This window comes from Niveispirillum fermenti, assembly GCF_052474395.1.
Genome location: NZ_CP156681.1, coordinates 1,120,056 through 1,144,490, shown reverse-complemented (window position 1 = coordinate 1,144,490; position 24,435 = coordinate 1,120,056). Strand labels below are relative to the sequence as shown.

At 67.7% G+C, this 24,435-nt stretch carries 19 protein-coding genes, 1 tRNA gene and 1 pseudogene; 6 read left to right on the top strand and 15 right to left on the bottom strand.

The window, feature by feature from the left end:
* Nucleotides 1-40: 40 nt before the first annotated feature.
* The 8 genes from ABC728_RS16785 to ABC728_RS16750 all read right to left on the bottom strand — a co-directional run bounded on the left by ABC728_RS16785 (nt 41) and on the right by ABC728_RS16750 (nt 10,945).
* Entirely contained in the window at nt 41-1,861 is a 1,821-nt protein-coding gene (locus tag ABC728_RS16785) for an SLC13 family permease (protein WP_416619555.1), read from the bottom strand.
* A gap of 116 nt (nt 1,862-1,977) precedes the next feature.
* A complete protein-coding gene (locus ABC728_RS16780) occupies nt 1,978-3,654 on the bottom strand; it encodes a diguanylate cyclase domain-containing protein (RefSeq protein WP_416619554.1) in 1,677 nt (558 codons plus the stop codon).
* A gap of 16 nt (nt 3,655-3,670) precedes the next feature.
* On the bottom strand, nt 3,671-4,468 hold the full coding sequence (locus ABC728_RS16775) for a hypothetical protein (protein WP_416619553.1): 798 nt from the start codon (nt 4,466-4,468) through the stop codon (nt 3,671-3,673).
* A complete protein-coding gene (locus ABC728_RS16770) occupies nt 4,465-5,424 on the bottom strand; it encodes a response regulator (protein WP_416619552.1) in 960 nt (319 codons plus the stop codon). The genes ABC728_RS16775 and ABC728_RS16770 overlap by 4 nt, the downstream gene beginning before the upstream one ends.
* Nucleotides 5,421-7,013: a hypothetical protein gene (locus ABC728_RS16765; protein ID WP_416619551.1), complete on the bottom strand. Its 1,593-nt coding sequence runs from the start codon at nt 7,011-7,013 to the stop codon at nt 5,421-5,423. Before ABC728_RS16765 ends, ABC728_RS16770 begins: the two co-directional genes overlap by 4 nt.
* A complete protein-coding gene (locus tag ABC728_RS16760; RefSeq protein WP_416619550.1) occupies nt 7,010-8,914 on the bottom strand; it encodes a glycosyltransferase family 2 protein in 1,905 nt (634 codons plus the stop codon). The genes ABC728_RS16765 and ABC728_RS16760 overlap by 4 nt, the downstream gene beginning before the upstream one ends.
* A gap of 13 nt (nt 8,915-8,927) precedes the next feature.
* On the bottom strand, nt 8,928-10,001 hold the full coding sequence (locus tag ABC728_RS16755; protein ID WP_445376616.1) for a hypothetical protein: 1,074 nt from the start codon (nt 9,999-10,001) through the stop codon (nt 8,928-8,930).
* 113 nt (nt 10,002-10,114) lie between these two features.
* Entirely contained in the window at nt 10,115-10,945 is an 831-nt protein-coding gene (locus ABC728_RS16750; RefSeq protein ID WP_445376615.1) for a cellulose biosynthesis cyclic di-GMP-binding regulatory protein BcsB, read from the bottom strand.
* Between the two features lie 38 nt (nt 10,946-10,983).
* On the opposite strand from ABC728_RS16750, the gene ABC728_RS16745 reads away from it, so the two are divergent.
* Entirely contained in the window at nt 10,984-12,024 is a 1,041-nt protein-coding gene (locus tag ABC728_RS16745) for a glycoside hydrolase family 113 (RefSeq protein WP_416619548.1), read from the top strand.
* A 388-nt stretch (nt 12,025-12,412) separates the two neighbouring features.
* Here the strand turns inward: ABC728_RS16745 and ABC728_RS16740 are convergent, their stop codons facing one another.
* The 4 genes from ABC728_RS16740 to argB form a co-directional block, all read right to left on the bottom strand.
* Nucleotides 12,413-13,987, bottom strand: coding sequence for a hypothetical protein (locus tag ABC728_RS16740; protein WP_416619547.1), 1,575 nt, complete (start codon nt 13,985-13,987; stop codon nt 12,413-12,415).
* The gene (locus ABC728_RS16735) at nt 13,984-14,763 is read right to left on the bottom strand and encodes a response regulator (protein WP_416619546.1); all 780 of its coding nucleotides are present in this window, start codon (nt 14,761-14,763) and stop codon (nt 13,984-13,986) included. The genes ABC728_RS16740 and ABC728_RS16735 overlap by 4 nt, the downstream gene beginning before the upstream one ends.
* Nucleotides 14,764-14,892: 129 nt before the next feature.
* Nucleotides 14,893-15,375, bottom strand: a complete 483-nt coding sequence (locus ABC728_RS16730) for an AAA family ATPase (RefSeq protein ID WP_416619545.1) — start codon at nt 15,373-15,375, stop codon at nt 14,893-14,895.
* Nucleotides 15,376-15,406: 31 nt separating this feature from the next.
* Nucleotides 15,407-16,321: an acetylglutamate kinase gene (gene argB, locus ABC728_RS16725; RefSeq protein ID WP_416619544.1), complete on the bottom strand. Its 915-nt coding sequence runs from the start codon at nt 16,319-16,321 to the stop codon at nt 15,407-15,409.
* A gap of 183 nt (nt 16,322-16,504) precedes the next feature.
* On the opposite strand from argB, the gene ABC728_RS16720 reads away from it, so the two are divergent.
* Entirely contained in the window at nt 16,505-17,161 is a 657-nt protein-coding gene (locus ABC728_RS16720; RefSeq protein WP_416619542.1) for a glutathione S-transferase, read from the top strand.
* 565 nt (nt 17,162-17,726) lie between these two features.
* On the opposite strand, the gene infC is transcribed toward ABC728_RS16720, so the two are convergent.
* The 3 genes from infC to ABC728_RS16705 form a co-directional block, all read right to left on the bottom strand.
* A complete protein-coding gene (gene infC / locus ABC728_RS16715) occupies nt 17,727-18,266 on the bottom strand; it encodes a translation initiation factor IF-3 (protein WP_416619562.1) in 540 nt (179 codons plus the stop codon).
* A gap of 98 nt (nt 18,267-18,364) precedes the next feature.
* Entirely contained in the window at nt 18,365-20,356 is a 1,992-nt protein-coding gene (thrS, locus tag ABC728_RS16710; protein WP_445376614.1) for a threonine--tRNA ligase, read from the bottom strand.
* A 175-nt stretch (nt 20,357-20,531) separates the two neighbouring features.
* Nucleotides 20,532-21,548, bottom strand: coding sequence for a porin (locus tag ABC728_RS16705; protein ID WP_416619540.1), 1,017 nt, complete (start codon nt 21,546-21,548; stop codon nt 20,532-20,534).
* 135 nt (nt 21,549-21,683) lie between these two features.
* On the opposite strand from ABC728_RS16705, the gene ABC728_RS16700 reads away from it, so the two are divergent.
* From ABC728_RS16700 to catB, 4 genes and pseudogenes are all read left to right on the top strand, one after another.
* Nucleotides 21,684-22,391 carry a YggS family pyridoxal phosphate-dependent enzyme gene (locus ABC728_RS16700; RefSeq protein ID WP_416619538.1) on the top strand — a complete coding sequence of 236 codons (708 nt, stop codon included), beginning with the start codon at nt 21,684-21,686 and terminating at the stop codon, nt 22,389-22,391.
* Nucleotides 22,384-22,992 (top strand): DUF4269 domain-containing protein, encoded by a 609-nt coding sequence (locus ABC728_RS16695; protein ID WP_416619537.1) that lies wholly within the window; start codon nt 22,384-22,386, stop codon nt 22,990-22,992. Before ABC728_RS16700 ends, ABC728_RS16695 begins: the two co-directional genes overlap by 8 nt.
* Before the next feature lie 55 nt (nt 22,993-23,047).
* A tRNA-Ser gene (locus tag ABC728_RS16690) sits at nt 23,048-23,138 on the top strand.
* A 351-nt stretch (nt 23,139-23,489) separates the two neighbouring features.
* Nucleotides 23,490-24,101, top strand: a pseudogene (gene catB, locus ABC728_RS16685) (type B chloramphenicol O-acetyltransferase); the annotation flags it as partial.
* Between the last annotated feature and the right edge of the window lie 334 nt (nt 24,102-24,435).

Genomic DNA, 24,435 nt, shown 5'->3' with positions numbered 1-24,435 from the left:
TGTGGACGGCCGGGTTTTTGTCTGCGGGCCGGTGGCCTGCTCAGAACGGCAGGAACACCGGCACCAGCAGCACAGCGACCACCAGCGTGACCATGGCGAACGGCACGCCGATGCGCACGAAATCCCCGAACCGGTAGCCGCCCGGCCCCACGACCAGCGTGTTCACGGGCGAGGAGACAGGCGTCATGAAGGCGGCCGACGCGCCCAACGCCACCGTCATGGCGAACGGCATGGGCGAATGGCCCAGGGTTTCGGCGATGGTCAGGGCCACGGGCCCCATCAGCACGGCCGTCGCCGTGTTGGAAATGAACAGCCCCAGGATGGCGGTGGCGGCGAAGATGACGGCCAGAATCATGCGCGGATGCGCCTCCCCCAGCATCGATACCAGGGCCTGTGCCGCCATGCCCACCCCGCCCGTCCTTTCCAGGGCCAGGGCGAAGGGCAGCATGCCGGCGATCAGGATCAGCGTCTGCCAATGGATCGACCGATAGGCGGAAACCATGTCGACACAGCCCAGGAGCCCCAGGGCCAGGCACCCCAGCAGCGCCACCTGCACATTGGGCAGCACGCCGGTGGCCATGGCGACGATCACGGCCAGCAGCACGGCCAGCGTGTGCGGCGCCCGCGACCGCTTGGGCGCGTAATCGTCGGCCTCTTCCGGCAGGTCCAGCAGGATCATGTCGCGCCGCTGTTCACCCAGGCGCCGCACGGCGCGCCAGGGCCCGGCCAGCAGCAGCGTGTCGCCCACGGCGATACGCTGCTGCGCGGCCACGCCTTCCAGCGGGTCATTGCCCCGGCGCACCCCGATCACGGCCAGATCATGGACGGAACGGAAGCGTGATTCCATCGGCGTGCGGCCGGCCAGCGACGACCCGGACGGCACGATCACCTCCGCCATGCCGAACTGCTGCATGCGGTCGGTGAAGAAGGCGGGGTCGAGCGGCAATTCCTCCAGCCTGTGCCGGTCGCGAAAGGCGTCGGCATCGAACTGGCTGCCGATGATGTCCAGCAGCAGGATATCGCCGGCGCGCAGCTCGGTCTGCGCTTCGGGCCGGATCAGTTCGCGTCGCAGGCGGCCCTGCCGCTCGATCGCGACGATGTTCACCCCGGCCGAGGCCCGCAGGTCCAGGGTTTCCAGCGGCTTGCCGGCCAGATCGGAACCGGGCACCAGCCGCAGCCGCACCTCCCGCCCGGCCAGCGCGTAATTGCGCACCCAGTCGCGGATGCCCGGCCGTGGCGGTGGCAGTTCGGCCTTGCCGGCCAGCCGGCCGCGCACGGCCAGCATGTAAAGGATGGCCAGCATCAGGATGGGCAGGCCGAAAGGTGTGAAGGCGAAGAAGCCGAAACCCTCATAGCCGCGGCGCACCAGTTCGGAACTGATCACCATGTTGGGCGCCGTGGCCACCAGGGTCATCATGCCGCTGATCAGGGCGGCTGTGGACAGCGGCATCATCAGCCGTCCGGGCGGCAGGTTCGCCGTGCGCGCGATGCGCAGCACGATGGGGATGAAGATGGCCACAACACCCGTGGAACTCATGAAGGAACCCAAACCCGCCGCCGCCAGCATCAGAAAGATGATCAGCCGTGCCTCGCTGGACCCGGCCCCCGCCGCCAGCCGGTCGCCCAGCCATTGGGCGATGCCGGTCCGCACCAGCGCATCGCCGATGACGAACAGGGCCGCGATCAGGATGACATTGGGATCGGCGAAGCCGGCCAGCGCCTCGGGCACCGTGATCACCCCCGTCAAAGGCAGGGCCGCGATGACGATCAGGGCCACGGCATCCATGGGCGGGCGGCCGCGCGCGAACAGGATGACGGCCACGGCCAGAAGGCAGAGGACCAGGGAAAGTTCGATCGTCATGGCAAGCCCTTCTACCGGCGGCCGGGGACCCGGACGGCGCAAAGGCCCCGATCATTCCCGATCAGGGGCGTTGCTGTCCATGCCGCCGGCCGGTTCCGGGAGACATTCCGGCCTGTTCAGCCGGGCACCACAAGCGGGGGCAGGTGGAAGGCCACGCGATTCCTGCCCTGCTGCTTGGCCCGGTACATGGCCCCGTCGGCGCGCTTCAGCACCTCGGCCATGGTTTGTCCATGATCGGGCCACAGCGCGACACCGATGCTGGTCCCCACCCGGACCTGCCCTTCCAGGATGTCGATCGGTTCATTGATGGCAGCGACCAGACGCTGGGCCACCTCCATGACCCTGTCCTCCTCCTCGCGGGGCAGGACAAGGATGCAGGCGAACTCGTCCCCGCCGATACGGGCCGCCACATCCTCCGGCCGCAGGCTTTCGGCCAGGCGCTGGCCGATCTGGCGAAGCACCTCGTCCCCCGCATCATGGCCGTACCGGTCGTTCACGGGCTTGAACCCGTCCAGGTCAAGATAGAGCAGGGCCGCCATATCGCCCTGCCGCTGGGCCCGCGACAAGGCGATGTCCAGATATTGCTCGAAGAAATGCCGGTTGGGCAGGGCCGTCAGCCGGTCGTGATAGGCGATGTTCTCCGCGCGCTCCAACGCGGCGTTGGTGGCCACCAGCGCGCGGCTGGAGGCCCGCAGGCCGGATACCAGTTCCCGCAGCACGCGCGACAGCATGTGGATTTCACGTGCGCCGCCCACCTCGGGGATGGTGGCATCGGGCACACCCTTGCTGATCCGCCGTGCGGCCACGGCGATGGCCCGGATGGGGCTGGTGATGAAATGGGCCGCCAGCCAGCCGAACCCGCCGAACAGCCCGGCCAGCAGCAGGCCGGACCACAGGACCTTCCAGCGCATGGCAGCGGCGGGGCGATAGGCGATCTCCACCGGCTGGCGCACCAGCACGGTCCATCCCAGCCCGCCGATGACCTGCTGTCGCGTGCCGCTGGCATAACCGGTCACGTAGCTTTGGCCATCGGGCCAGGTTTCCAGCCGCCAGCCGACCTTGCCGTCGATGGCATCGACCAGGCTGAGCAGCGACAGGCGCTGGCCGATCAACCCATCCGGCCCCAGCAAGACATGGCCCTGGCTGGATACCATGATCACATCCAGCGCCTCGCGGCTGCGGATGGGCGACAGGGAATGGCGGATCACATGCTGGGCCCACGACCAGCTGTAATGCAGGGCCAGCACGCCCTGGACCCGGTCCTGCGGGTCCTTCACCGGCACGGCCACGTCGACGAAGCGCATCGGCTCCCCCGTCGGGTTGGGCAGCAGCTTGGCCAGCAGAACGGCCTCATGCACGTCGCCCAGGAACAGCCCGTGTATGCCATTGCGGTAGACGGGCCGTTCGGACAGGTTCTGGCCCACCAGGATGCCGCGGGCCCCGGCAATCACCTTTCCCGCGGCGTCGGTGACACCGGCCCAGGCCAGCGTGCGGTCATAGGTGATCAGCGTGTCGATCAGCCGCTGTGCCCGACCGGGATCGGCCAGATCGTCAAGACGCGACAGGACCTGCGCCTGGTCGGCCCGGGCCTGCATATCGCCGTTCAGCTTGTCAGAGACATTCTCTGCCACCCCGGCCAGGGACAGACCCACCTCCATCCGCAAAAGCTGTTCGGCATCGCGCCCGACCAGCACGCCACGGATCAGGGTCAGGACAAGGCAGATCAGCCCGATGGTCAGGCCGATCACGTTCCTCAGTGTCAGCAGGCGATAGCCGGTGGACCGGAATGCCATGCCCAGCGCCTTTCTGCTACCGGCTGTCGAACTGCCACCATAATGCCAGCAAAGCCATGCGCTCGCCCCCGGCATTTTCACCGCCGATCGCCTTTGACAGGCCGACCTGCAGGCCCAGATCGTCAGTCAGCCGGCGCACGGCCGACAATTGCATCTTGTAGCGGCGGACATCGCCGTAACCGGCCCCCGGCGCGCCGATGCTGACGGCATTGAAGGATTGCGCGAGCAACAGCCAGTCGGCATCGGGCCGCCAGCCCAGTGTCAGGTCCAACCGCAGTTCATCGGCGGCCGGACCGCCCCGCTGGCGCCAGCCGAACTGCGCATCCAGAAACCCGCCATCGAATCCGTATCCGTAAAGGCCGCGCAGTTCGGCATCCACCTTGCCAGATCCCAGCGGCGGCTGGTCGTCATTGTCATAGCCCAGCGGCACCCGCAGCAACGGCTGGACGGAGAAGACATCGCCATCGCCGCGCCAGACCACCTGGCGAAGGGCGATCTCCGCATCGGCCAGCCCCGCTCCGCTGTCCGCCCCGCCACCGGGCCGGTCGGCCTTCACCCATTGCCAGGCGGGTTGCAGGCTGAGTATCGTATCGGGCCGCCAGCCCCAGGAAATGAGGGGTGCCACCTCAAGCTTGCGGTATTTGGGCGAAGCGCCGCCCTCCCGACCATCGAAACCGCTGTCGGACACCGAATAGGCGGAACCGGCGATCACCTCCACCGTGCCCGGCGCCTGCGGCCAGGCCCCGGCCAGGGCGGCGGCGGGCATCAGGGCCAGTGACAGCAGCAGGCCGGCGGTGAACACATGGCGCCTCATGGTGTCTCCTCCCCCGCGCGCATCCTGGTGCCGTCGACGATGCGGGCACCGCCTTCGGCACGGGCCATGTCCAGGGCGCGGCTGGCCTGCGCACCCGCATCCACGCCCTGCCCCAGGCCGATGGACAGGCTGATATGCGGGCCGGCATTGGATCGCGGATGCGGGATACGGGCCCGCCCCACCAGATCGGTCAGCCTATGGGCCGTTTCCTGGGCGGTGCGCATATCGTCGCTGTCGAACAGGATGGCCAGCCGCCCGTCGCCGGCCATGATCAGGATGTCGCCGATCCGGCCCGGCAGCGCCGCCGCCAGTTCGATGATGCGGCGGGTCAGCTCGGCTGCCGGATCGGCGCCGTCGAGCTCCTCCAGCCGGCCGTAATCATCGATGGCGGCCAGCAGCACGGGGCCGGGATGGCGGTGGCGGGCCCTTTGCGCCAGCAACTGCACATATTGCGACAGCCCCGGCCAGCCGGGCCCGACCTCGTCCCCATGCCGGGCCGGGCGGCGATGACGGCGGTCGGCCACCATCTCGGCCAGCTCGCCCTCCCGCGCGCGGCGGCGCCGCGCCTCGGTCCGCAGCCGGAGCGCAGACTGCACGCGGGCACGCAGCGCCACGGCCGACACCGGCTTGACCAGATAGTCCAGGGCACCGGCGATGAAGGCGTCGTTCAGCGTCTCCTCATCCTCCAGCGTGGAGATGGTGATGACGGGGATGTCGGCCAGACGCGGATTCTCCTTGATCAGGCATATGGCGCTGATCCCGTCCAGGCCCGGCAGCATGATATCCATCAGCACAAGCTCGACCGGGGATTCCGCCCCGTCGGTGCGCTCGGCCTCCAGCAGGGCCAGCGCCTCCTCCGCGCTGCCCGCCTTGACGATGGGGCCGTAGCCGAAGGCGCCCAGTTGCGCCGCGGTCAGCTCGCGGACCTCCTCCATATCGTCGACGACCAGGATCATTTCACCACTCCAGACATATCGTCGCCGTCGGCCAGGCGCCAGACGCGCCAGCCATCCCGGTCATATAGCAAACGGGCCCCCGGTCCCGCATCAAGCCATAGGCCGGGCCGGGCCTGGGCAATGCGGTCCCGTGCCCCGGCGGGAGAGGACGGGTCGCGCAGGGCCAGATGGGCCGACCGCAGCCGGCCCGTGATCAGATCGGCCTTCAACCGGTCGTTGGACGGCAGCACCAGCCCCCGCGCCGTGCCGCGCGCCGGCACGGCGGCGCCGGCCGTCAGCCCGTCGATGGCGACATCGTCCAGCGGGCGCAGGAAACGGCCCAGCGCCACCTGTCCCGCCCGTTCATCGGGCTGCGGAACGGGGCCATGCAGGGCCGCGCGCCAGCCGGCCGACTGTGCATCGCCGGACCAGCCCTGCCCCCACCAGCCGCCCAGCAGCCCGGCCAGGGCCAGCACCGCGACCGCCGCGCCGGGCAGGCGTTGCCGGCCCGCAATGGCCGCCGCCAGGGCGCAGACCGGCGGCAGATAGGCCAGCACGCGCCCCGGATCCCCCAGGAAGCGCGTGGCGGAGGCCAGGACGATGGCCACCAGCAGCAGGGCCGCCAGCAGGACCAGGACCCGCCGCGCCCCCGCATCCCCCAACACGATGCCGGCCAGCAGCAGCGGACCCGATAGCAGCAACAGCGCGGCCCCCGCCGTCAGCGCACCACCGAAACCGGCACCCGGCCCCATCAGCCAGCGACTGCCGCCAATATCCCCGGCCGCGCCCCGGATGGCGGCATCCACCCCGGCGGCGAAGGCCAGGGGGGAGCCGCCGAACACCCAGTTGACATAGAACAGGGCCAGCGCCGCGAACAGCAGCGGGAACAGCACCACCAGCAGGCTGCCCGAGGCAGAGGTGGCCACCATGCGCGGCGGCAGCAACAGCGCCAGGAAGGGAATGGCGGCCAGCACCATATAGGCACCGGCCGCATCGGTGACAGCCAGTCCCGCCAGGGCCACGCCCAGGCCGATCATGGCGTTCACCTCTCCCGCCCGATGCAGCCGCAGGGCAGATGACACGACGATCGTGAAGAACAGCAGCCCGGGCACCGCGGGGCCGCCCCCGGCCACGGACAGGGCGAGGGCCGGTTGAAGCAGCAGCAGCCCCGCCGTGATCACCGCCCAGGCGAACCCATGCCCGCCCGCCGCCATCATCCGCACCCAAAGCCCTGCGGCCAGGGTGACGGCCAGCACATTGACCAGCAGCGGCGGCGGCATGCCACCCAGCCCCGGCAGCAGGGCCAGCAGCATGTCGGCCGCCAGCGGCAGCAACGGATAGGCCGTGCCCGTCAGATCGCGGAAGGCGCCGACATCCGCCGTGGCCAGCAGCGCACGGGTCCAGCGGTCCGCCAGATCGGGCGACAGCCAGCCGGCGGCCAGCGGCCATGCGGCCAGCAGGCCGACCAGCGGCAGCAGCACGCCCATGGATACCGGCAGCATCCAGGCCCGCACCGTACCGCGGCCGCGCGTATCGCGCATGGGCCGGAAGGCCGGATCCCGGGAAGCGGTGGTGGCGACGATGGGGGCGTTGACAATGGTGGCGTTCATGACTGCCCCATGCTGGCCAGCGCCTTGGCCACTTCCTGCTTGGTCGCCTGCGACAGGCCGTGCTGCGTCTTTTCCCAATAGAACGGGTTCTTGACAAGCTGCCAAAGCGCCTTGTAGGCCGCAACCGACATCAGCGCCCAATAGCCGATCACCGTCAGGCCCCAGGGCGCCAGGTTGGTCCAGCCGCGCTTCACGGGCGCGATGATGGAGATGTAGGTGAACAGCCCGTTGCCGGCCAGCAGGTTGAACAGCGACAGATAGAGCAGGGCCGTCGGGAACAGCGGGTCCAGCCAGGTCCCGCCGATCGCCAGCCACAGCAGGTAGAAGCCCCAGAAGACGGGGTTCAGCAGGCCCGACAGCATCGTTCCGCCGATAAAGAACTGGAACCCCCAGAAACCGCCGGCACCGACCGACCGGTAGAGATGCAGGGGATTGCGCATATGCACCAGATAGGTCTGCATATAACCCTTGATCCAGCGCGACCGCTGCCGGACCCAGTTGGGGATGGAGACATTGGCCTCCTCGAACGTCGTGGAATTGACGACGCCCACGCGATAGCCCTTCTGGGTCAGACGCACGCCCAGATCGGCATCTTCCGTGACGTTGAACGGGTCCCAGGCGTGCAGCTTGGTCAGCACATCCATCTTGAAATGGTTGGAGGTGCCGCCCAGCGGGATGGGGATGTTCAGCCGTTCCAGCCCCCCCAGCATGAAATCGAACCAGAGCGAGTAATCCAGCGTGAACATGCGGGTCAGCCAATTCTCATTGGCATTGAAATAATTCAGCCGGCACTGGATGCAGGCGGTATTGGCCGGCGCCTTGCGGAAGGCGACCACGACCTTCTTCAACTGGTCCGGCTCGGGCTGATCCTCGGCATCGAAGATGACGAGATATTCGCCGCGGGCGAAGCGCAGGGCATAGTTGCAGGCCTTGGGCTTGGTCTGCGGCTTGGAGGCGGGAACGCGGATGATCTCGAAGATGCCTTCAAGGCCCAGCGACTTGGCGGCGTCGATCGTTTCCCGGTCGCCGGCCTCCAGCACCAGCTTGATGTCCAGCTTGGCGATGGGATAGTCCAGCCGCCGCAGCGCCGCCGCCAGGATGGGCAGCACCTCCGGTTCCTTGTACATGGGCACCAGGACCGTGAAGGTGGGCAGGTCGTCATCCTTCAGCGCCGCCACCTCTGCATCTGTCACCTTGCGGTCGACGTGCGCGGCATCCGACCCGTACCAGACCAGGATCGTCTTCAGCACGAAATTGCCCAGATAGAACACGGCCATCACGATGTTCAGCAGCATCAGCGTGGCGATCGGCACCAGCGCCAGCCCCAGCAGCAGAAGCGACAGCAGGGTATAGAGCACGACGCTCTGCCCCGGCGTCACGACCGTGCGTGCGCTGGATGCCGGGTCCATGTCGGCCAGGGCGTGCACGGCCTGATGGCTGAAATCCTCCTCGAACAGGCGCTGCAGGGTCCAGACGATGTCGAACTTGGACGTCACGACGAGCCTGACCTGCGGGCCATAGGTCTGTCGCGCGAACAGCATGGCCCTGGGGCCGGGATCGGCGGTGACGACGGTCACCACATCGCCGTCCTTCCGCCAGGGCAGCAGCAGCAGGCGGCTGTAATCCTCCACCCGCGCCTTGTCGGCCAGCCCCTCTTCCGGCCCTTCGGCCATCAGATCGACGAAGGGCAGCCGGAAACGGTCGGCCAGCGTGCGGTAGAACGCCCACGGCCGGACCATGCCCTGGGAGATGACGACATCGCCGAACGGCACCTTCCACTGCCGTTGCAGTTCCAGGGCGCGCTCCACCTGCGCCACGGTCAGCAGACCCTTTGCCAGCAGCAATTCGCCGATGGGGGGAACCGTGTCGCCGGATACCGGGACGATGGGGGGAGCGGCCATGTCCATGGACCGGTCAGACCTTCGGCGCGCGGCTGCGATACCAGCGGCGGAGCGCCCCGACGGCACCCAGCGTCACCAGTATCCAGGCCCCCAGCACCAGCACGATACGGAACCGGTCCAGCCAGTCGGCCCAGCCGGCCTCGTCGGCCACGACGATGCGCACGGCGCGGTCGCGCACCGTGTCGAAGGCCATCAGCAGGCCGGTCTGGTCGGCGAAGGCGACATTGCCGCGATCCAGGGCCAGCCGTTCGGGCAGGGCCGGAATGCTGCCATCGGCCGTGGACAGCGACAGGCCCGGCACGGTGCCGGCCCGGGCCAGCTGCGCCGTGATCAGGCCCCGCGCCCCCGTGATGTCCAGAACCGTGTCACCGCCACGGTCCTGGACGCTGACGGCCCCGCCATCCAGCCGCACGGGCAGATCGGACAGGCCGGGCACGACGGCACCGGGCAGGGCGATGAAGGGTGAAGCGGGCCTAGCTTCCCCCTCCCCGGTCACCATGACCGCCAGGGGGGCGCCGGCCGGCATCAGGTCCGCCGCCACGCGGGCGGCCAGGGTCAGGGCGGATACGGGCTCCTTCAACTGGGCGCGTGTCACCAGCAGCGTGGCGCCATCCGCCATGGCCGGGCCCAGGGCAAAGAAATCGGACGGGACCGCCTCGTCCGGCGCCAGGGTGACCCGGCTGCCGGGCAGAAGCTGGGCCGGGCTGGCCAGGGGCGCCTCCCGGCAATCGCCGCCGCCGGGCTGGCGCTGCAACAGGATGCGGATGGCGTTGGACCGGCCCAGCAGCCCATCGGGCAACGGCACGGTCAGGCGCCGCACGGCCCCGCCATCGGGCAGGGTGACACTGCGCAGCAGGGTGTTGTTCACGAAGACATGCAGCAATTGCGGCCGGTCGCCGATGGTGCTGCCGGGCGCCAGTTCGATTTCCAGCGCGGCGGGCCGCCGGCCAGCGGGTACCTGAGTATAATCAAGGCGCAGCGGCCATTCGGCGCGGTCCACCAGTTCCTGCACCCCTTCGCCCAGCCCCAGCGCCGCGAAGGCGATGCCATCATCATCCTGGCGGGCCGCCGGCAGCCGGCCCGCCACCCGCACCGCGGCACCAGCCGTGTCGGCCAGCGCCGACCAGCCGGCGGTCAGCAGGCGCAGCTTCTGCCCGTCGATATTGTCCAGCAGGACCAGGGCCGGCAGGCCGCCCGTGGTCAGCAGGGCGACATCGGCCCCCTCCCCCCGTCGCGCAGGCGGTACAGCCCGCCGCCGCGCGGCCCGGCGGCCTGACGCAGGCGCTCGCCGGTCGCCTCGATCTCCGCCCGCGATGCCAGCCAGATGGTTCCCGTGCCGGCGTCGGCGTCGGGCGCTGCCGCCTGTGGCAGGGGGGCGATGGAAACCTGACGCCCTTCGCGCAGCAGGCTGGCCGCCAGGGCAACGGCGGCCTGGAACTGCGCCGGGGTCAGCCCGTCGCGCGACACCAGGATGGAAACGCGCGGGCCCAATGCGGACCATGCAGCCCGCACATTGTCGATGGCGGCGGGGTCGATGCGGTAGGTGACGGCGCTCTCCGGCTCCAGCGTGACGAAGCCGCCGGGCAGCCGCTGGTCGACACAGCGGTTATCCGTCCATTGCGCGCCCCAGCCCAGGGTCGCCTTGGCGAATCCCTGGCGCAGGTCGGCCCGCGGCAAGGCCAGGCTGAGCCTTGCCTCCTGGCTGCCCGGCTTCAGCGCCGTGGTCCAGCGGGGCTGGTCGGCCAGCAGGACCTGGACCGCGGCGCGCTGCCCATCGGCCAGCACGCCCGTCAGCCGCGCATCCAGCCGCAGGTCCCCCGTCGCCACCCAGGCCGGCAGCGGAAAATAGAGATCCTGCCGGGCCGCGATGCCCGACAGGGTGATGCCCTCGGCATATCCCAGTTCACGCAGGCTGATGCTGCGCGTGACGCCGTTCCCGGCGGCACCGTCCGCGGCACTGTCGGCAGCGATGGCGACCGGGGCGACCAGACCGGTCAGGCAAAGCAGGCTGGCAAGAAGCGAGGGGCGCATGGGGCTTACCATTGACAGAAGGGAGCGGACATTGCCCGATGGTGGGCGCCCAATGGGGCGACGACACCGGGATGGAGGAACGGGTGGAACGGCAGGGCACCTCGCGGCGCGGCCTGTTGCGCATGGGGGCGGGACTGGCCGGCATCGGCCTGTTGCCCGGATGCGCCGGTGCGGCGGGGACCGGCCCCTGGCGCGGCGTCAATCTTGTCGCCACGCCGGAAGCGCCGCTGGGGTCGGATGCCTGCGGGCGCTCGCTGCGCAATCTGCGGGCGCTGGGGGCCAATGCCGTGGCGCTGATCCCCTTCCTGTGGCAGCCCGCACCCGGCGATCCCGCCATCGTCCCCGGCGATGCCGTGGGGCCGGCGGACCTGCGCGCCGGCATCCGGCAGGCCCGCGGCCTGGGCCTGCGCGTCATGGTGAAGCCGCATGTCTGGGTGCCGCAGACCTGGGCGGGCGCCATCGGCTTCACCGATCCGGCCGACCAGGCGGAATGGCTGCGGCGTTACCGCGCCATCCTGCTGGACCTGGCGGAACTGGCGGCGGCGGAAGGGGCGGAGGCGCTGGCCATCGGCACCGAGCTGCGCGGCGTCAGCGCCGACCCGGCCTGGGGCGGCATCATCGATGCGGTACGCGACCGGTATGGCGGCATCGTCACCTATGTCGCGCATTGGGACGGCGAACTGGCCCGGCTGTCCTTCCGTGACCGGCTGGACGTCGCCGCCATCAGCCTTTATCCCCCGCTGGGCGACGGAACGGACCTGGAGGCGGCCATCGCGGCGCTGGCCGGGGATTTGTCCCGACAGGGGCCGTTGTGGGTGGGTGAACTGGGCCTGCGCAGCGCCGTCGGCGCCCAGGAACGGCCATGGGAAAGCGCGGAGGAGCGCGACGCCCATCCGGATGGCGGCCTGCAGGCCCGCGTGCTGGACCTGTGGCTGGCGGCGCTGACGCGGCATGGAATGGATGATGTACTGGTCTGGCGCTGGTTCAGCGACCCCGATGCCGGCGGACCGCAGGACACGGATTTCACCATCCAGGGAAAGCCGGCAGAAGCGGTCCTGCGACGACATTTCCAGAATTGAATGGCAGTCGCGATGCATAACCGGCCGCACTGAGCATCCCGGCAGAATACACCCGGATACTGCAATATGACTTACAGGGATGGGCTGAATAATCGCCATGCCATCCTTCGGCTCTGCAATGATCATCTATATCAGGGAATGCTGAAAGACTGATCCGACGAGTGCGAGTGGGCATGGAAACCCGTTTGCGCTCCCACATTGTTTTAATGCCCAGACTGGAAACGGGCCAGATGCCTTCCGGGTCCATAAGCATAGGTCCACCGAACCACGACCCGGGGTGGTAGTCCCTTTGCCATGGCATCGGCCCCGCGACGTCAGCCGCGCCGCGGATACGGCCGGCGGATACGGGCGCCGGCACCTGAATGCAGTTGGAAAACGGGGTCTGCCTTCAGAGGCCGACGCCCTCGGCCAGTTCGTCCAGTTCCACCAGTGACTGGTCACGCCAGTGGCGGGTACGCCGCAACTCATTGCGGACCAGCACCATCAGGGCCCGGACCAGGTCGTGCTCACCGTCGCGCAGGGTGCCGCCCTGGCGCAGCCGGTCGGTGACGGTGCGCACCAACCCCTTGTCCAGCAGCGTGATCCATTCCACGGCCGCCCCGCCCAGCGGTTTGGACAATTGCAGCATGCGCACCGCCTGGGCCAGCCGCTCGCCGGGGGGGAACGGGCGCGGATCGGACAGGGCCGCCTGGAACGCCGCGCGGGCCAGTTCCAGCACCTGTTCCTTGAAGGCGCTGTGCCCGGTGCCCCAATGCATGACGCGGCCGATGACGGTCCGCCAGCGCACGCACAGGCCCAGTGCCCATTCCAGCGCATCCTGATCGGGCAGGGCGCGCTCGATGGTGCGGCCGGCGGCAACGCACCGGTCGATCAGGGCCGGATAGAGCGTGCGCTCGATGGCCTTGACCATATTGTCCATGTAATCGCGCGCCTGCATGCCCAGGCGCGGGTCGTCCAGAATCTCGAACTCCTCATAGATGCCCAGGATGGCGTCCATATGGCCCAGTTCGGCCGACAGGGTCAGCCGGCGCACGGTCGTCGCCGCCAGCGGCCCCTTGATCGGCTGGCCGCTGCCGGCCAGAAGACCCGCCTCGGCCGCGAAGCGGGCGCAGGTGCGGCCGAAATGGCTGTCCAGCGCTTCCAGGATGCGGGCCTGCGTGGCCGGCGCACCATCCAGCAGGAAGGGCACCACGGCGCGATAGGCCCGCCGCCGGTGCAGCAGGGCCAGCGGCACCATGAACAGCGCCATCCGCGCCTCGGGCGTATGCACCGATTGCAGCGGATGCAGCGCCAGGGCGCCCGCCACCTCCACCACCGCCGCACTGTCGCTGCTGCCGGCCAACAGGTCGCGGGCCAGCGGGCGCAGGGCGGCGCCGTGCATCAGCACGCCGCGGATGGTGATCATATCCTCGTTGGTCAGGGGGCGCGGTTCAAACCCGGTATTCATCCGGCGCAGTTCGGCGACGCGCCAGGCATTCATGGCCGCCAGCGCCTTGGTCAGCCGGGCGGCATCCCCGGCCAGCCATTCGATGGCGGCACGGCGCACCTGTTCCTGGAACGTCTGGATTTCCGGCAGCGCCATCACCAGGTCCATGGGCTGCTCGGCCACCAAGGCCGGCATGCGCTGTTCGATGGCAGCGGCCAGCCGGGCCAGGGGCCCGGCCGCCGCCTGAACCCACAGCGCGCCGACATCGATGGCATGCAGGATGCCCAGGCTGGAAAAGCCCGGCCGCAGCAATTCGATGTCCGCCGCCAGGAAGGGCTCGAAAAGCTGGGTGAACAACCGGCGCCCGTGCTGTTGGCGGGAAGCGTTGATCCGTTCCACCAGGGCGCGGCGGACAGCCGTCACCTTGCCATTGTCGCGGGCCTGGGCCAGTTCGCCATAGAGCATGCGGGCCGCCCCCGTGGGCAGGCGGGAGACCAGGGCCGCGATCGTTTCTGCCGTGGATTTCTCGTCGCTCATGCAACGCCCCCCGGCGACGTGGCGTTGGCCGTCGGGGTATCAGCCGGCAGGCCCGTCACGGCGATGGTCAGGGAAGGCCAGGGCATCTCCTCGGCCAGCGACCGGGCCAGGGCCAGGAAATCCGACGTGTCCCCGTCACTTTCCACCAGCAGGGAGAAATCGCCCCCCTCCGCCGGCTGGTAAAGCCATTGCGACGCCTGCGGCAGCAGCCCCGCGAAGGCGGCGATCAGCCGGCCCCTGAATTCATCCGCCCCGGCCCGGCCCAGTTCACGGCACAGTTCGGCCCAGTCGCGCACGGCGACATGCAGCAGCACGCCGCGCCCGACCGTGCGCGCCATCAGGCGATCCAGCACATCGCGCGCGGCCACGGTCTGCATGGTGCCGGGCGTGCCCGCCTGGCGCAGCGCCGCCCGCAGCCGGCCGGCCAGTTGCACCGGCTGCACGGGCTTGACCAGATAATCGACGGCCCCGGCGGCCAGCGCCTCGGTCAGGCGGCCACTATCCTCCAGCGCGGAAATGACGATAAGGGGGATGCCCGACAGGCGGGGATTGGCATGGATGCGGGCAGCGGCACTGATACCATCCATTCCCGGCAGCAGCACGTCCATCAGGATGGCGCGTACCGGGCTAGCCGGCCCATCGTGCCGGTCGGCCTCCAGATAGGCCAGCGCCTCCTCGGCCGTGACCAGGGCCGTGGACGGGCCCAGGTTCGAACTGTCGATGATCGCGGACAAGATGATCCTCTGCTCGGGCGTGTCCTCGACGATCAGGATCATGCATCCCCCCACCCGAAGCGATTGCCGGACGCCATCCCATCGGGGACGGCAGTCAGAATACCATACCGCATCCGCCCGCTCCCGCCGCGGGACATAGCCTTCCGCAGGTGGCAGGAATGGCCGGCAACCCTACAGCAGCACGCCATGGATGGTGCCCGCCTCCTGCGGTGAGGGCGGGTCGTAATCATCGCCCCTTGCCGCCTGGTCGCCGCCCATCGCATCGCCGGGAAAATCATCCAGCCGGCGCACACGCGACCAACGCGCATCGCGGGGGCCGTCCGGCAGGTGGAACAGGACATCGGCACCCAGCACCCTGGCCCGCCGCCGCGCCTCGTCCCGCTGCTCACGGCGCTGGAAGCCCAGGTCCATGACGACATCGCCGCCATTGCGCAGCACGGCAGCCGCCATGTCCCAGATCAAACCCTCGCACCTTCCCATGCGCTCCGACAGCCATCCCATGTCCAACGGCGGCACCATGTCGGGCACGAACAGGGTGGACATCCATTCATCAAGGGAAAAGCGCACAGCCGGCAGTTCCCATTCCAGTTGCCTGGCATAGGCCGACTTGCCCGCCCCCTGCGGACCGTGGACCAGATGCATGCGTGCGGCCATGGCGCTCCGCCCCCTGGTGTGTGCGGGAGGTTTACTTGGTGCCGATCAGCGTACCGGCACCCCCCTCGGTGAAGATTTCAAGCAGAATGGCATGCGGCACGCGCCCGTCAAGGATTACAGCGCCTTCCACCCCGCCGACGACGGCATCCATGCAGGTTTCCAGCTTGGGGATCATGCCGCCCGACGCCGTGCCATCGGCAATGGCCGCACGGGCCGCCGACACGGACAGTCCGGGAACCAGTTCCTTTTCCTTGTTCAGGAAACCCGCGACATCGGTCAGCAGCAGCAGGCGTGTGGCGTCCATGGCGGCGGCAATGGCGCCGGCGGCCGTATCGGCATTGATGTTGTAGGTCTGGCCATCCTCGCCGATGCCGATGGGGGCAATGACGGGGATGAAGCCGGCATTGCGCAGCTTGTGCAGAATCTGCGGATTGATGCGGAACGGCTCGCCCACGAAGCCCAGGTCGATGACCTTCTCGATGTTGCTGTCGGGATCGCGCCTGGTACGGGTGGCCTTGCGCGCCTCGATCAGGTCGTCATCCTTGCCCGACAGGCCGATGGCATCGCCACCCGCGTCGTTGATCAGGGCCACGATCTCCTTGTTGATGCTGCCGGACAGCACCATCTCGGCGATCTCCATCGTGTCCTTGTCGGTGACGCGCAGCCCGTCGATGAATTCCGACTTGATCTGCAGCCGGTCCAGCAGCTTGCCGATCTGCGGCCCGCCGCCATGCACCACGATGGGATAGGCGCCGACCTGCTTCAGCAGCACGATGTCGTTGGCGAACTGCCGCGCCAGTTCCGGGTTGCCCATGGCGTGGCCGCCATATTTCACCACGATGATCTTGCCGTCATAGCGCCGCATATAGGGCAGCGCCTCCGACAGGGTCTGAGCCTTGGCGAGCCATTCCTCGCGGGAGATCGTCGGGGCGGCGGGGGCGGTCATGGGCGATGGCTCCGGACAGGCAGAATGGGCGGGCGATTGTGACGGGCAAACGGGCGAGTGTCTAACACCAGTGGCCGCGGGGGGCAATGCGCTTTACCCCGGCGCCCATCGGAAGGCTTGCATGAATGTTCTGCCTATGTTCATGTTCTCCCATAAGGGTCAGCGGGCAACGGAGGGGCGACGATGACAGGCAAGCCGACACTCTATGGGGCGCCGGGCTGCGGTTCGGCCGTGGTGGAGGCCGCCTTTACCCTGACAGGGGAAGGTTACGATTATGTGGAGGCTGAGCCCTGGACCCCTTCCGCCGGGGTGGAGGCGCTGCGGGCCGTCAATCCGCTGGTGCAGATCCCGACCCTGGTGCTGCCCGGCGGGGCGGTGATGACGGAATCGGTCGCCATTCTGCTCTGGCTGATGGAACGGCATCCCGGGGTGCTGGGACCCGGGCCGGATGATCCGGCGCGGCCTTCCTTCCTGCGCTGGCTGGTCTATCTGCCGGCCGCCATCTATCCCATGTACACGGTGGGCGATTTCGCCGACCGCTGGGTGACGGGGGCAACGGCCGCGGCCGAACTGAAACAGGCCACCATCGACCGGACACTGTTCTGCTGGCAGGTCATGGAACGGGCGCTGAAACCAGACGGCGATGCCTGGCTGCTGGACATGCCGGACCTGACGGTGCTGGACCTCTATATCTCCATGATGACGCGCTGGCGTCCCGGGCGCGAGGCCATCCGCACCGTGGCGCCCGGCATCGTCGCCGTGGCGGAGCGGGTGGACAAGATGCCCGTGGTGAAACCGGTCTGGAAGCGTCACTTCCCGGATGAATACACCGATCCGTGACCGGTCATGTCGAGAAGAGCCGATTAATACCAATCTCCCTTGATCGTGACCGATCAAGGGAGATTTAGTGTTCCCTCAATTGCCGGGCGGCGGCATCCGCCGCCTTGGCTCACGGCGCATGAGCGCCGGGCTGGCAGTCGCCAGCCTCCAACCTCCCTAAAGGTCAACCTTTAGGGAGGTTGGTATAATACCAGCGGTCGAAATATTTGCCCGTTGGTATCGGTGGCGACTGCCGCCGCGCGCCACGTGGCACGCCCGAGCCGTTGGCATGTGGGCGCCGGCGCCTGATACTATTTTGCGGTGCTGTGGCGGTCGCCGCCGGACCAACTTGCGATGAGTTCTACTCATCGCAAGTTGGTATGAGGTGCTGAAAACCTTGACCATCGGTCAAGATTTTCGGCCGCTGTCATACTACGCGCCAGACGGCGCGGATACCGGGAGCAAGATTCCCAGGCCCCGGCATGAAACACAAAAATCGAAACGCAAAAGGGGGCGTACCCATGGCACGCCCCCTTTTCCATGCTGAACCATGATACTGCCGGACCATGATGCCCGGCGGCCCGCCCTACCGCGGTGCCAGCACCATGATCATCTGCTTGCCTTCCAGCTTGGGCATCTGTTCGACCTTGCCCAGATCTTCCAGCGTCTCCCGCACCTTGATCAGCACATTCATGCCGATATCCTGGTGGGCCATTTCACGGCCGCGGAAACGCATGGTGACCTTGACCTTGTCGCCCTCCTCCAGGAAGCGGCGCATGGCCTTCATCTTGATCTCGTAATCATGCTCGTCGATGTTCGGACGCAGCTTGATTTCCTTGACCTCGATGATCTTCTGCTTCTTGCGGGCCTCGTTGGCCTTCTTCTGCGCCTCGTACTTGTACTTGCCATAGTCGAGGATCTTGCAGACGGGCGGATCGGCGTTGGGGCTGACCTCCACAAGGTCGAGCCCCGCCTCTTCCGCGGCATACAAGGCATCGCGCAGGCTGACGACGCCCACCATCTCGCCATTGGCATCGACAAGGCGGACGGAACGGACATTGATTTCGCGGTTGATGCGGGGACCGTCGCGCTGCGGTTCACGGTCCTGGGAAGTGGGCCTGGCTATGGAAACTTCTCCTGTTTGCCTGGGACGGCCGCCCGGTGGCCTGTCTAAAGGGGGGCCTGGTGGCGGGCGGCGCGTCCGTTACACTTGTTGTTCGTTACTCAGAATGCGGAATTGGTGGATGACGCATCCGCCGGGGGGCGCGCCTCAGCCGACAGATTAGCAATGGCGGCGTCCAGGGCAAGGATTTCCTGCGCATTGGAGCCCAGACGACGCATGGCGACCGTTCCCTGCTCCGCCTCGCGGGCACCCACGACCAGCATGACCGGCACCTTCTGGAGCGAATGTTCGCGGACCTTCAGGTTGATCTTCTCGTTCCGGATGTCCAGCTCCACCCGCAGGCCGGCCTTGCGCAGGGCGGCCGCCACCTTCCCGGCATAGGCATCCGCGTCGGACACGATGGTCGCCACGGTCACCTGGGTCGGGGCCAGCCACAGCGGGAACTTGCCGGCATAATGCTCGATCATCATGCCGATGAAACGTTCCAGGCTGCCCAGGATGGCCCGGTGCAGCATGACAGGCCGGTGGCGTGCGCCGTCCTGGCCGATATAGCTGGCATCCAGACGCTCGGGAAGCTGGAAGTCGAGCTGAAGGGTGCCGCACTGCCAGGACCGGCCGATGGCGTCGGTCAGGTGGAACTCCACCTTGGGGCCATAGAAGGCGCCCTCGCCGGGCAGTTCCTCGAACTCCAGGTCGTTGGCGCGCAGGGCCACCCGCAACCCTTCCTCCGCCTTGTCCCAGGTGGCGTCGTCGCCCAGCCGCTCATCGGGGCGCAGGGCCAGCTTCACGGCGATCTTCTCGAATCCGAGATCCTTGTAGACGCCGAGCTGGAGGGCGAAATATTCCTTCGCCTCCTCGCCCACCTGATCCTCGGTGCAGAAGATATGCGCGTCGTCCTGGGTGAAGTTGCGCACGCGCAGGATGCCGTGCAGCGCGCCCGACGGCTCGTTGCGGTGGCAATTGCCAAACTCGGCCATGCGCAGCGGCAGGTCGCGGTAGCTTTTCAGGCCCTGACGGAAAATCTGCACATGGGCCGGGCAGTTCATGGGCTTCACGCCCAGGAACTTCTCGACCCCGTCCTCGGTCACCGATTCGCGGACCTTGAACATGTTGTCGCCATACAGGTCCCAATGGCCTGACGCCTTGAACAGGCTGCTGTCATAGAGCTGCGGGGTGCGCACCTCCACATAGCCGGCGGTGACCAGCTTGGCGCGGATATAATTCTCAAGGCTCCGGTAAAGCGCCCAGCCCTTGGGGTGCCAGAAGACGGAACCCGTCGCCTCCTCCTGCACATGGAAAAGGTCCATCTCGCGGCCCAGCTTGCGATGGTCGCGCTTCTCCGCTTCCTCGATCTGGTGCAGATGCTCGGCCAGTTCCTTCTCGGTCCGCCAGGCGGTGCCGTAGATGCGCTGGAGCATGGCGTTCTTGGCATCGCCGCGCCAATAGGCGCCAGCCACCTTCATCAGCTTGAAGGCATGGCCGACCCGGCCCGTGCTGGGCAGGTGGGGGCCGCGACACAGGTCGTACCACTTGCCCTGGCGATAGATGGTGATCGTCTCGCTGGCCGGCAGGTCCTGGATGATCTGGGCCTTGTACTTCTCGCCGATCGACTTGAAATGCTCGATGGCTTCCGTGCGGTCCCACTCCTCGCGCGTGAAGGGGCGGTTCTCGTCCACGATCTCGTGCATGCGCTTCTCGATCTTCACCAGATCGTCGGGCGTGAACGGCGTGTCGCGGGCAAAATCGTAATAGAAGCCCGTGGCGATGGCCGGGCCGATCGTCACCTGCGTGCCGGGATAAAGCTCCTGCACGGCTTCGGCCATGATGTGGGCGGCGTCGTGCCGGATCAGGTCCAGCGCGTCATCCGCATTCTTGTCCGTGACGATCTCCAGGCGGCAATCGCGGGCCAGCGGCAGGGCCAGGTCCCGGACCTCCCCGTCGATCTTCACGGCCAGGGCGGCCTTGGCCAGCGACTTGGCGATGGAGGCGGCCACGTCGGCCCCGGTAGTGCCCGGCGCATAGGTCCGCACGCTGCCGTCGGGCAGCGTAATGGCAACCTGGGCGCTGGAAACGGGCACTTCGGCCGAAGACATGGGCTTTCCCCTGGAAAGACGGTGGTGAAAACAGGATGGAACCGGACTTTTGACCGCTCGGCACCGGCCGGTCAAGCGCGGGAGATGGGTGAATTTCACATGGAAGGCAAGGGTTTCGGGGGGGACGCCCCCGAAATGTGCGCTTCGGGGGCCGGTTGCAGCCCCGCCGCGGGGCTTAGAATCGCGCCTCGACCCCCAGCGTGCCGGACCAGCCGCGACGGCCGCCATCATAGCGCACGGTATCCAGGGACAGCCGCGTATCGCCGGCCACCCGCCAGGACAGCCCGGCGCCATAGGCGTCGTAGTCGCGGCTGACATCCAGGTCCACGCCCTGCCACCAGAGCGCCAGCCCATAAGGCCCGTTCTCGTAACTGCCCATGAAGGTCGTGCTGGTGGCATCATCACCCTTCAGGCGGCCGCTGTCGCCGTCATCCACCCAGACCAGCCCGGCCGCGAAGCCGCCATAATATATCTGACCCGCCAGCTTCAGGCTTTCCGTGTCGCCCAGCGCCGGGTTGCGGCTGTCGGCCATGGCATAGCCGGCCGCAAGATCATAGGAGACGGGACCCCAGTCCCCCTCATAATTCGCGCCGAATTCCCACAGCCCCCGATCGACGGGACCCGGAGTATGCCGCGCGATATCCTCCACCAGGCTGTCACGCTTCCAGGCATAGGACACGCCAACCCGCAGCCCCATGACACGCGGCGTCTCATAAAGGATCTTCGTGGCATCGTCGCTGTCGCGGCCCAGATGCGTCAGCGGTGGGGCGATGGCCGCGATCTCGGTCCAAAGGCCATCCATCTGGCCGCCCGCCAGCAGCGGCAGCACATCGACCGCGCGCTTGGCGGCACCGTCCTCATCCCCCACGCGCAGCCGGCCCCAGGCGGAATCCAGCGTCACGAACAGTTCGTTCACCGTGAACTGGTTGTCGCGCCCCGGCCGGTCCAGGCTTTTCTGATAATCGCCGGAGCCCAGCGTCGCCGTCAGCGACAGGCCCAGCCCGCTGTCCGTCGTCAGCTTCCCTTCGCCCGTCACGGCATAGGCACCGTAGGCATTGTGCCCGTCCCCGGACCGCACCAGCGCCCCCTGGACAACCCCGCGCCAGTCGAAATCGGTCGTCGCCGCATCGGCCGGCAGGGCGGCCAGAAATGGCGACAGGGCAAGCGACAGGCGGCGGGCGAGACGGGTCAAGGCAGCCATCCTTGGCAATGACGGAGGATTGACGGGGCGGACAGGAAGGGCTTTACGTGCGTCATGGGGCGAAAACAAGGCCGAAAGACCCTGTTTTCTCCCCTGCCCGCTTACCATGCGCAGGTCCCGCCAACCATGACCGAATCCGTCAGCGATGTCGCCGCCAACCTGGCCGCCATCAAGGCCCGCATCGATGCCGCCGCGGCAGAGGCCGGCCGGCCGCCGGGTGCTGCCCGCCTGATCGCCGTTTCCAAGGTGCAACCGGTGGAAAAACTGGAAGCCGCCCTGGCCGCCGGTCACCGCCTGTTCGGGGAAAACCGGGTGCAGGAGGCCAAGGCCAAGTTCCCCGCAGCCCGCGACCGGTATCCCGACATCGAACTGCACCTGATCGGGCCGCTGCAGACCAACAAGGTGAAGGAGGCCGTGGCCCTGTTCGACGTGATCCAGACGCTGGACCGGCCCAAGCTGGCCGCCGCCCTGGCCGCGGAAGGGCGCAGGCAGGGCCGCCTGCCCCGCCTGTTCGTGGAGGTCAATACTGGCAGCGAGCCGCAGAAGGCCGGCATCGCCCCCGACGGCCTGGCCGGTTTCCTGGCCGAATGCCGTGATATCCATGGGCTGGCGGTGGAAGGGCTGATGTGCATCCCCCCGGCGGAGGCGGACCCCGCCCCCCATTTCGACCTGCTGGCCCGGCTGGCCGCCCGCCATGGGCTGGGCGCGGTTTCCATGGGCATGAGCGGGGATTACGAACAGGCGGTGCGGGCGGGCGCCACCTTCGTGCGCGTCGGCACCGCCATTTTCGGCGAACGGCTGAAGCCGGACGCCGCCAGCCAGGCCGATGGCTGAACCGCCGCCAGCCGCTCCGGCCGACCTGGGCGACTGGACGACGCTCGCCACGGGCAGCGCCGACCAGCGCCGGGCCCATGCCGTGCTGGCCCGCCATCGGCCCTTCGACCGGCTGGACGGGTTCGATACCGGGTTGGCCGGCACCTTCCCGCTGGACATTGCCGTGCCCGGATCGGACCTGGACATCCTGGTCCATGCCCCCGACCCCGCCGGCCTCGCCCCCCTTGTGGATGCCGCCTTCGGAGGGCAGGCACTGTACGCGCGCCGCCTGATCATGGCCGCCGACGGCCCGGCCCTGGTCGCCGGCTTCCTGCTGGACGGCCTGCCCTTGGAAATCTTCGCACAGGGCCAGCCAGTGGCACGGCAGGCAGGCTGGCGCCACATGCTGGTGGAAGCCCGCCTGCTGGCACTGGCGCCCGGCCTGCGCGGGGAAATCCGGGCCCTGAAGGCGGCGGGCATGAAGACCGAACCCGCCTTCTGCCACCTGCTGGGCCTGACCGGCGACCCCTATGCGGCATTGGCGAGCCTGGAAAACCTCGATAATACAGCACTTTACGGGATACTCGCCCATCGCCGCCCCGCCATGCACGGGGAAGGGTGAATTAAAAGCTTGCGGGATCGATCCGACCTCATTATGTTCCGCCGCCATCCAGTGCGGAGGGGTGGCCGAGTGGTTGAAGGCGCTCGCCTGGAAAGCGGGTATACGTCAAAAGCGTATCGTGAGTTCGAATCTCATCCCCTCCGCCATTTTCTCGCTAAGTCGCGCGACAGCGTGATGCGGCCGGCGATGATCCCAGGGCTCCCCTACACCGGGAAATAACCGACAAGTCGCGTTTTGGACCTGTCTGGCTTTGGACTGCCGGTCCTTGCAGGGTTGTCCTGGCCCAACACCGGCCAGTGGCCTTCCCTTGCATTTCAGTGGCGATGTCCCCATGATGGGTCCATGAAAGAGGCGGACAGTACCACCTGAACCCGCTTCCGCGTCTGCACGCAGGAAGCCGCCATGCTGGCCCGATCCATCGGCCCGCCAGCACCGGTCATGTGCGCGCCCGCATGTGACATGACTGCCAATATGGCAATCATTTCAGTGGTATATCCATGCACAATTTCTTTAAAAGCCCCTTCAGGGGCATCACCCTTGACCGGCAGGTCAGGCACCCGAACATCATTGTTGGCCGGTACAGCTATTATTCCGGCTATTACCATGGCCACAGCTTCGACGATTGCGCGCGATATCTGCTGCCCGACGATGGGGCGGACAAACTGATCATCGGCAGCTTTTGTTCGATCGGATCGGGTGCGGCGTTCATCATGGCGGGCAACCAGGGGCACCGTCACGACTGGATCAGCACCTTTCCCTTCTTCTGGATGCCCGAAGACCCGGCCTTTGCCGGTGCGGCGAACGGGTTCCAACCCGCGGGCGACACAGTGGTCGGCCATGATGTGTGGATCGGGACCGAAGCGGTCATCATGCCGGGTGTCACGATCGGCAATGGTGCGGTGATCGGGACCCGGGCCGTGATCAGCCGGGACGTGGAACCATACGCGATCGTTGGCGGAAACCCCGCGAAGGTGATCCGGAAACGCTTCGCCGAGGCGGACATCGACATGCTCCAGGAAATGAGATGGTGGGACTGGACCGACGCCCAGTTGAGCAAGGCGATGCCGATCCTGACCAGTGGCGACATCCGGGGCCTTCACGCCCATTGGCACGCCCATTGGCACGCCCATTGGCACGCCCATCAGAAGGAAACCGGCCAGAACCTGGATTATACAGGTCCCGGTGAGTAGTACTCACCGGGGGTGGGGTGGCGACGGCCCCGGCGTGCCGCTTGGCGCGTCGCCGAGCCCACGGAAGGGGCCGCTGGCGATTGAGAACCGACATATAATACCAACTTGCGATGAGTAGAACTCAACGCAAGTTGGTCCGGCGGCGACTGCCGCCGCGCCGCTCGTGCGGCGTCGCCCGCGCCAACGAATGTTGGCGCCGGCAATTGAGGGCGGTGACCAGAACCAATAGGTTCTGGTCACCGCAAAATAGTAT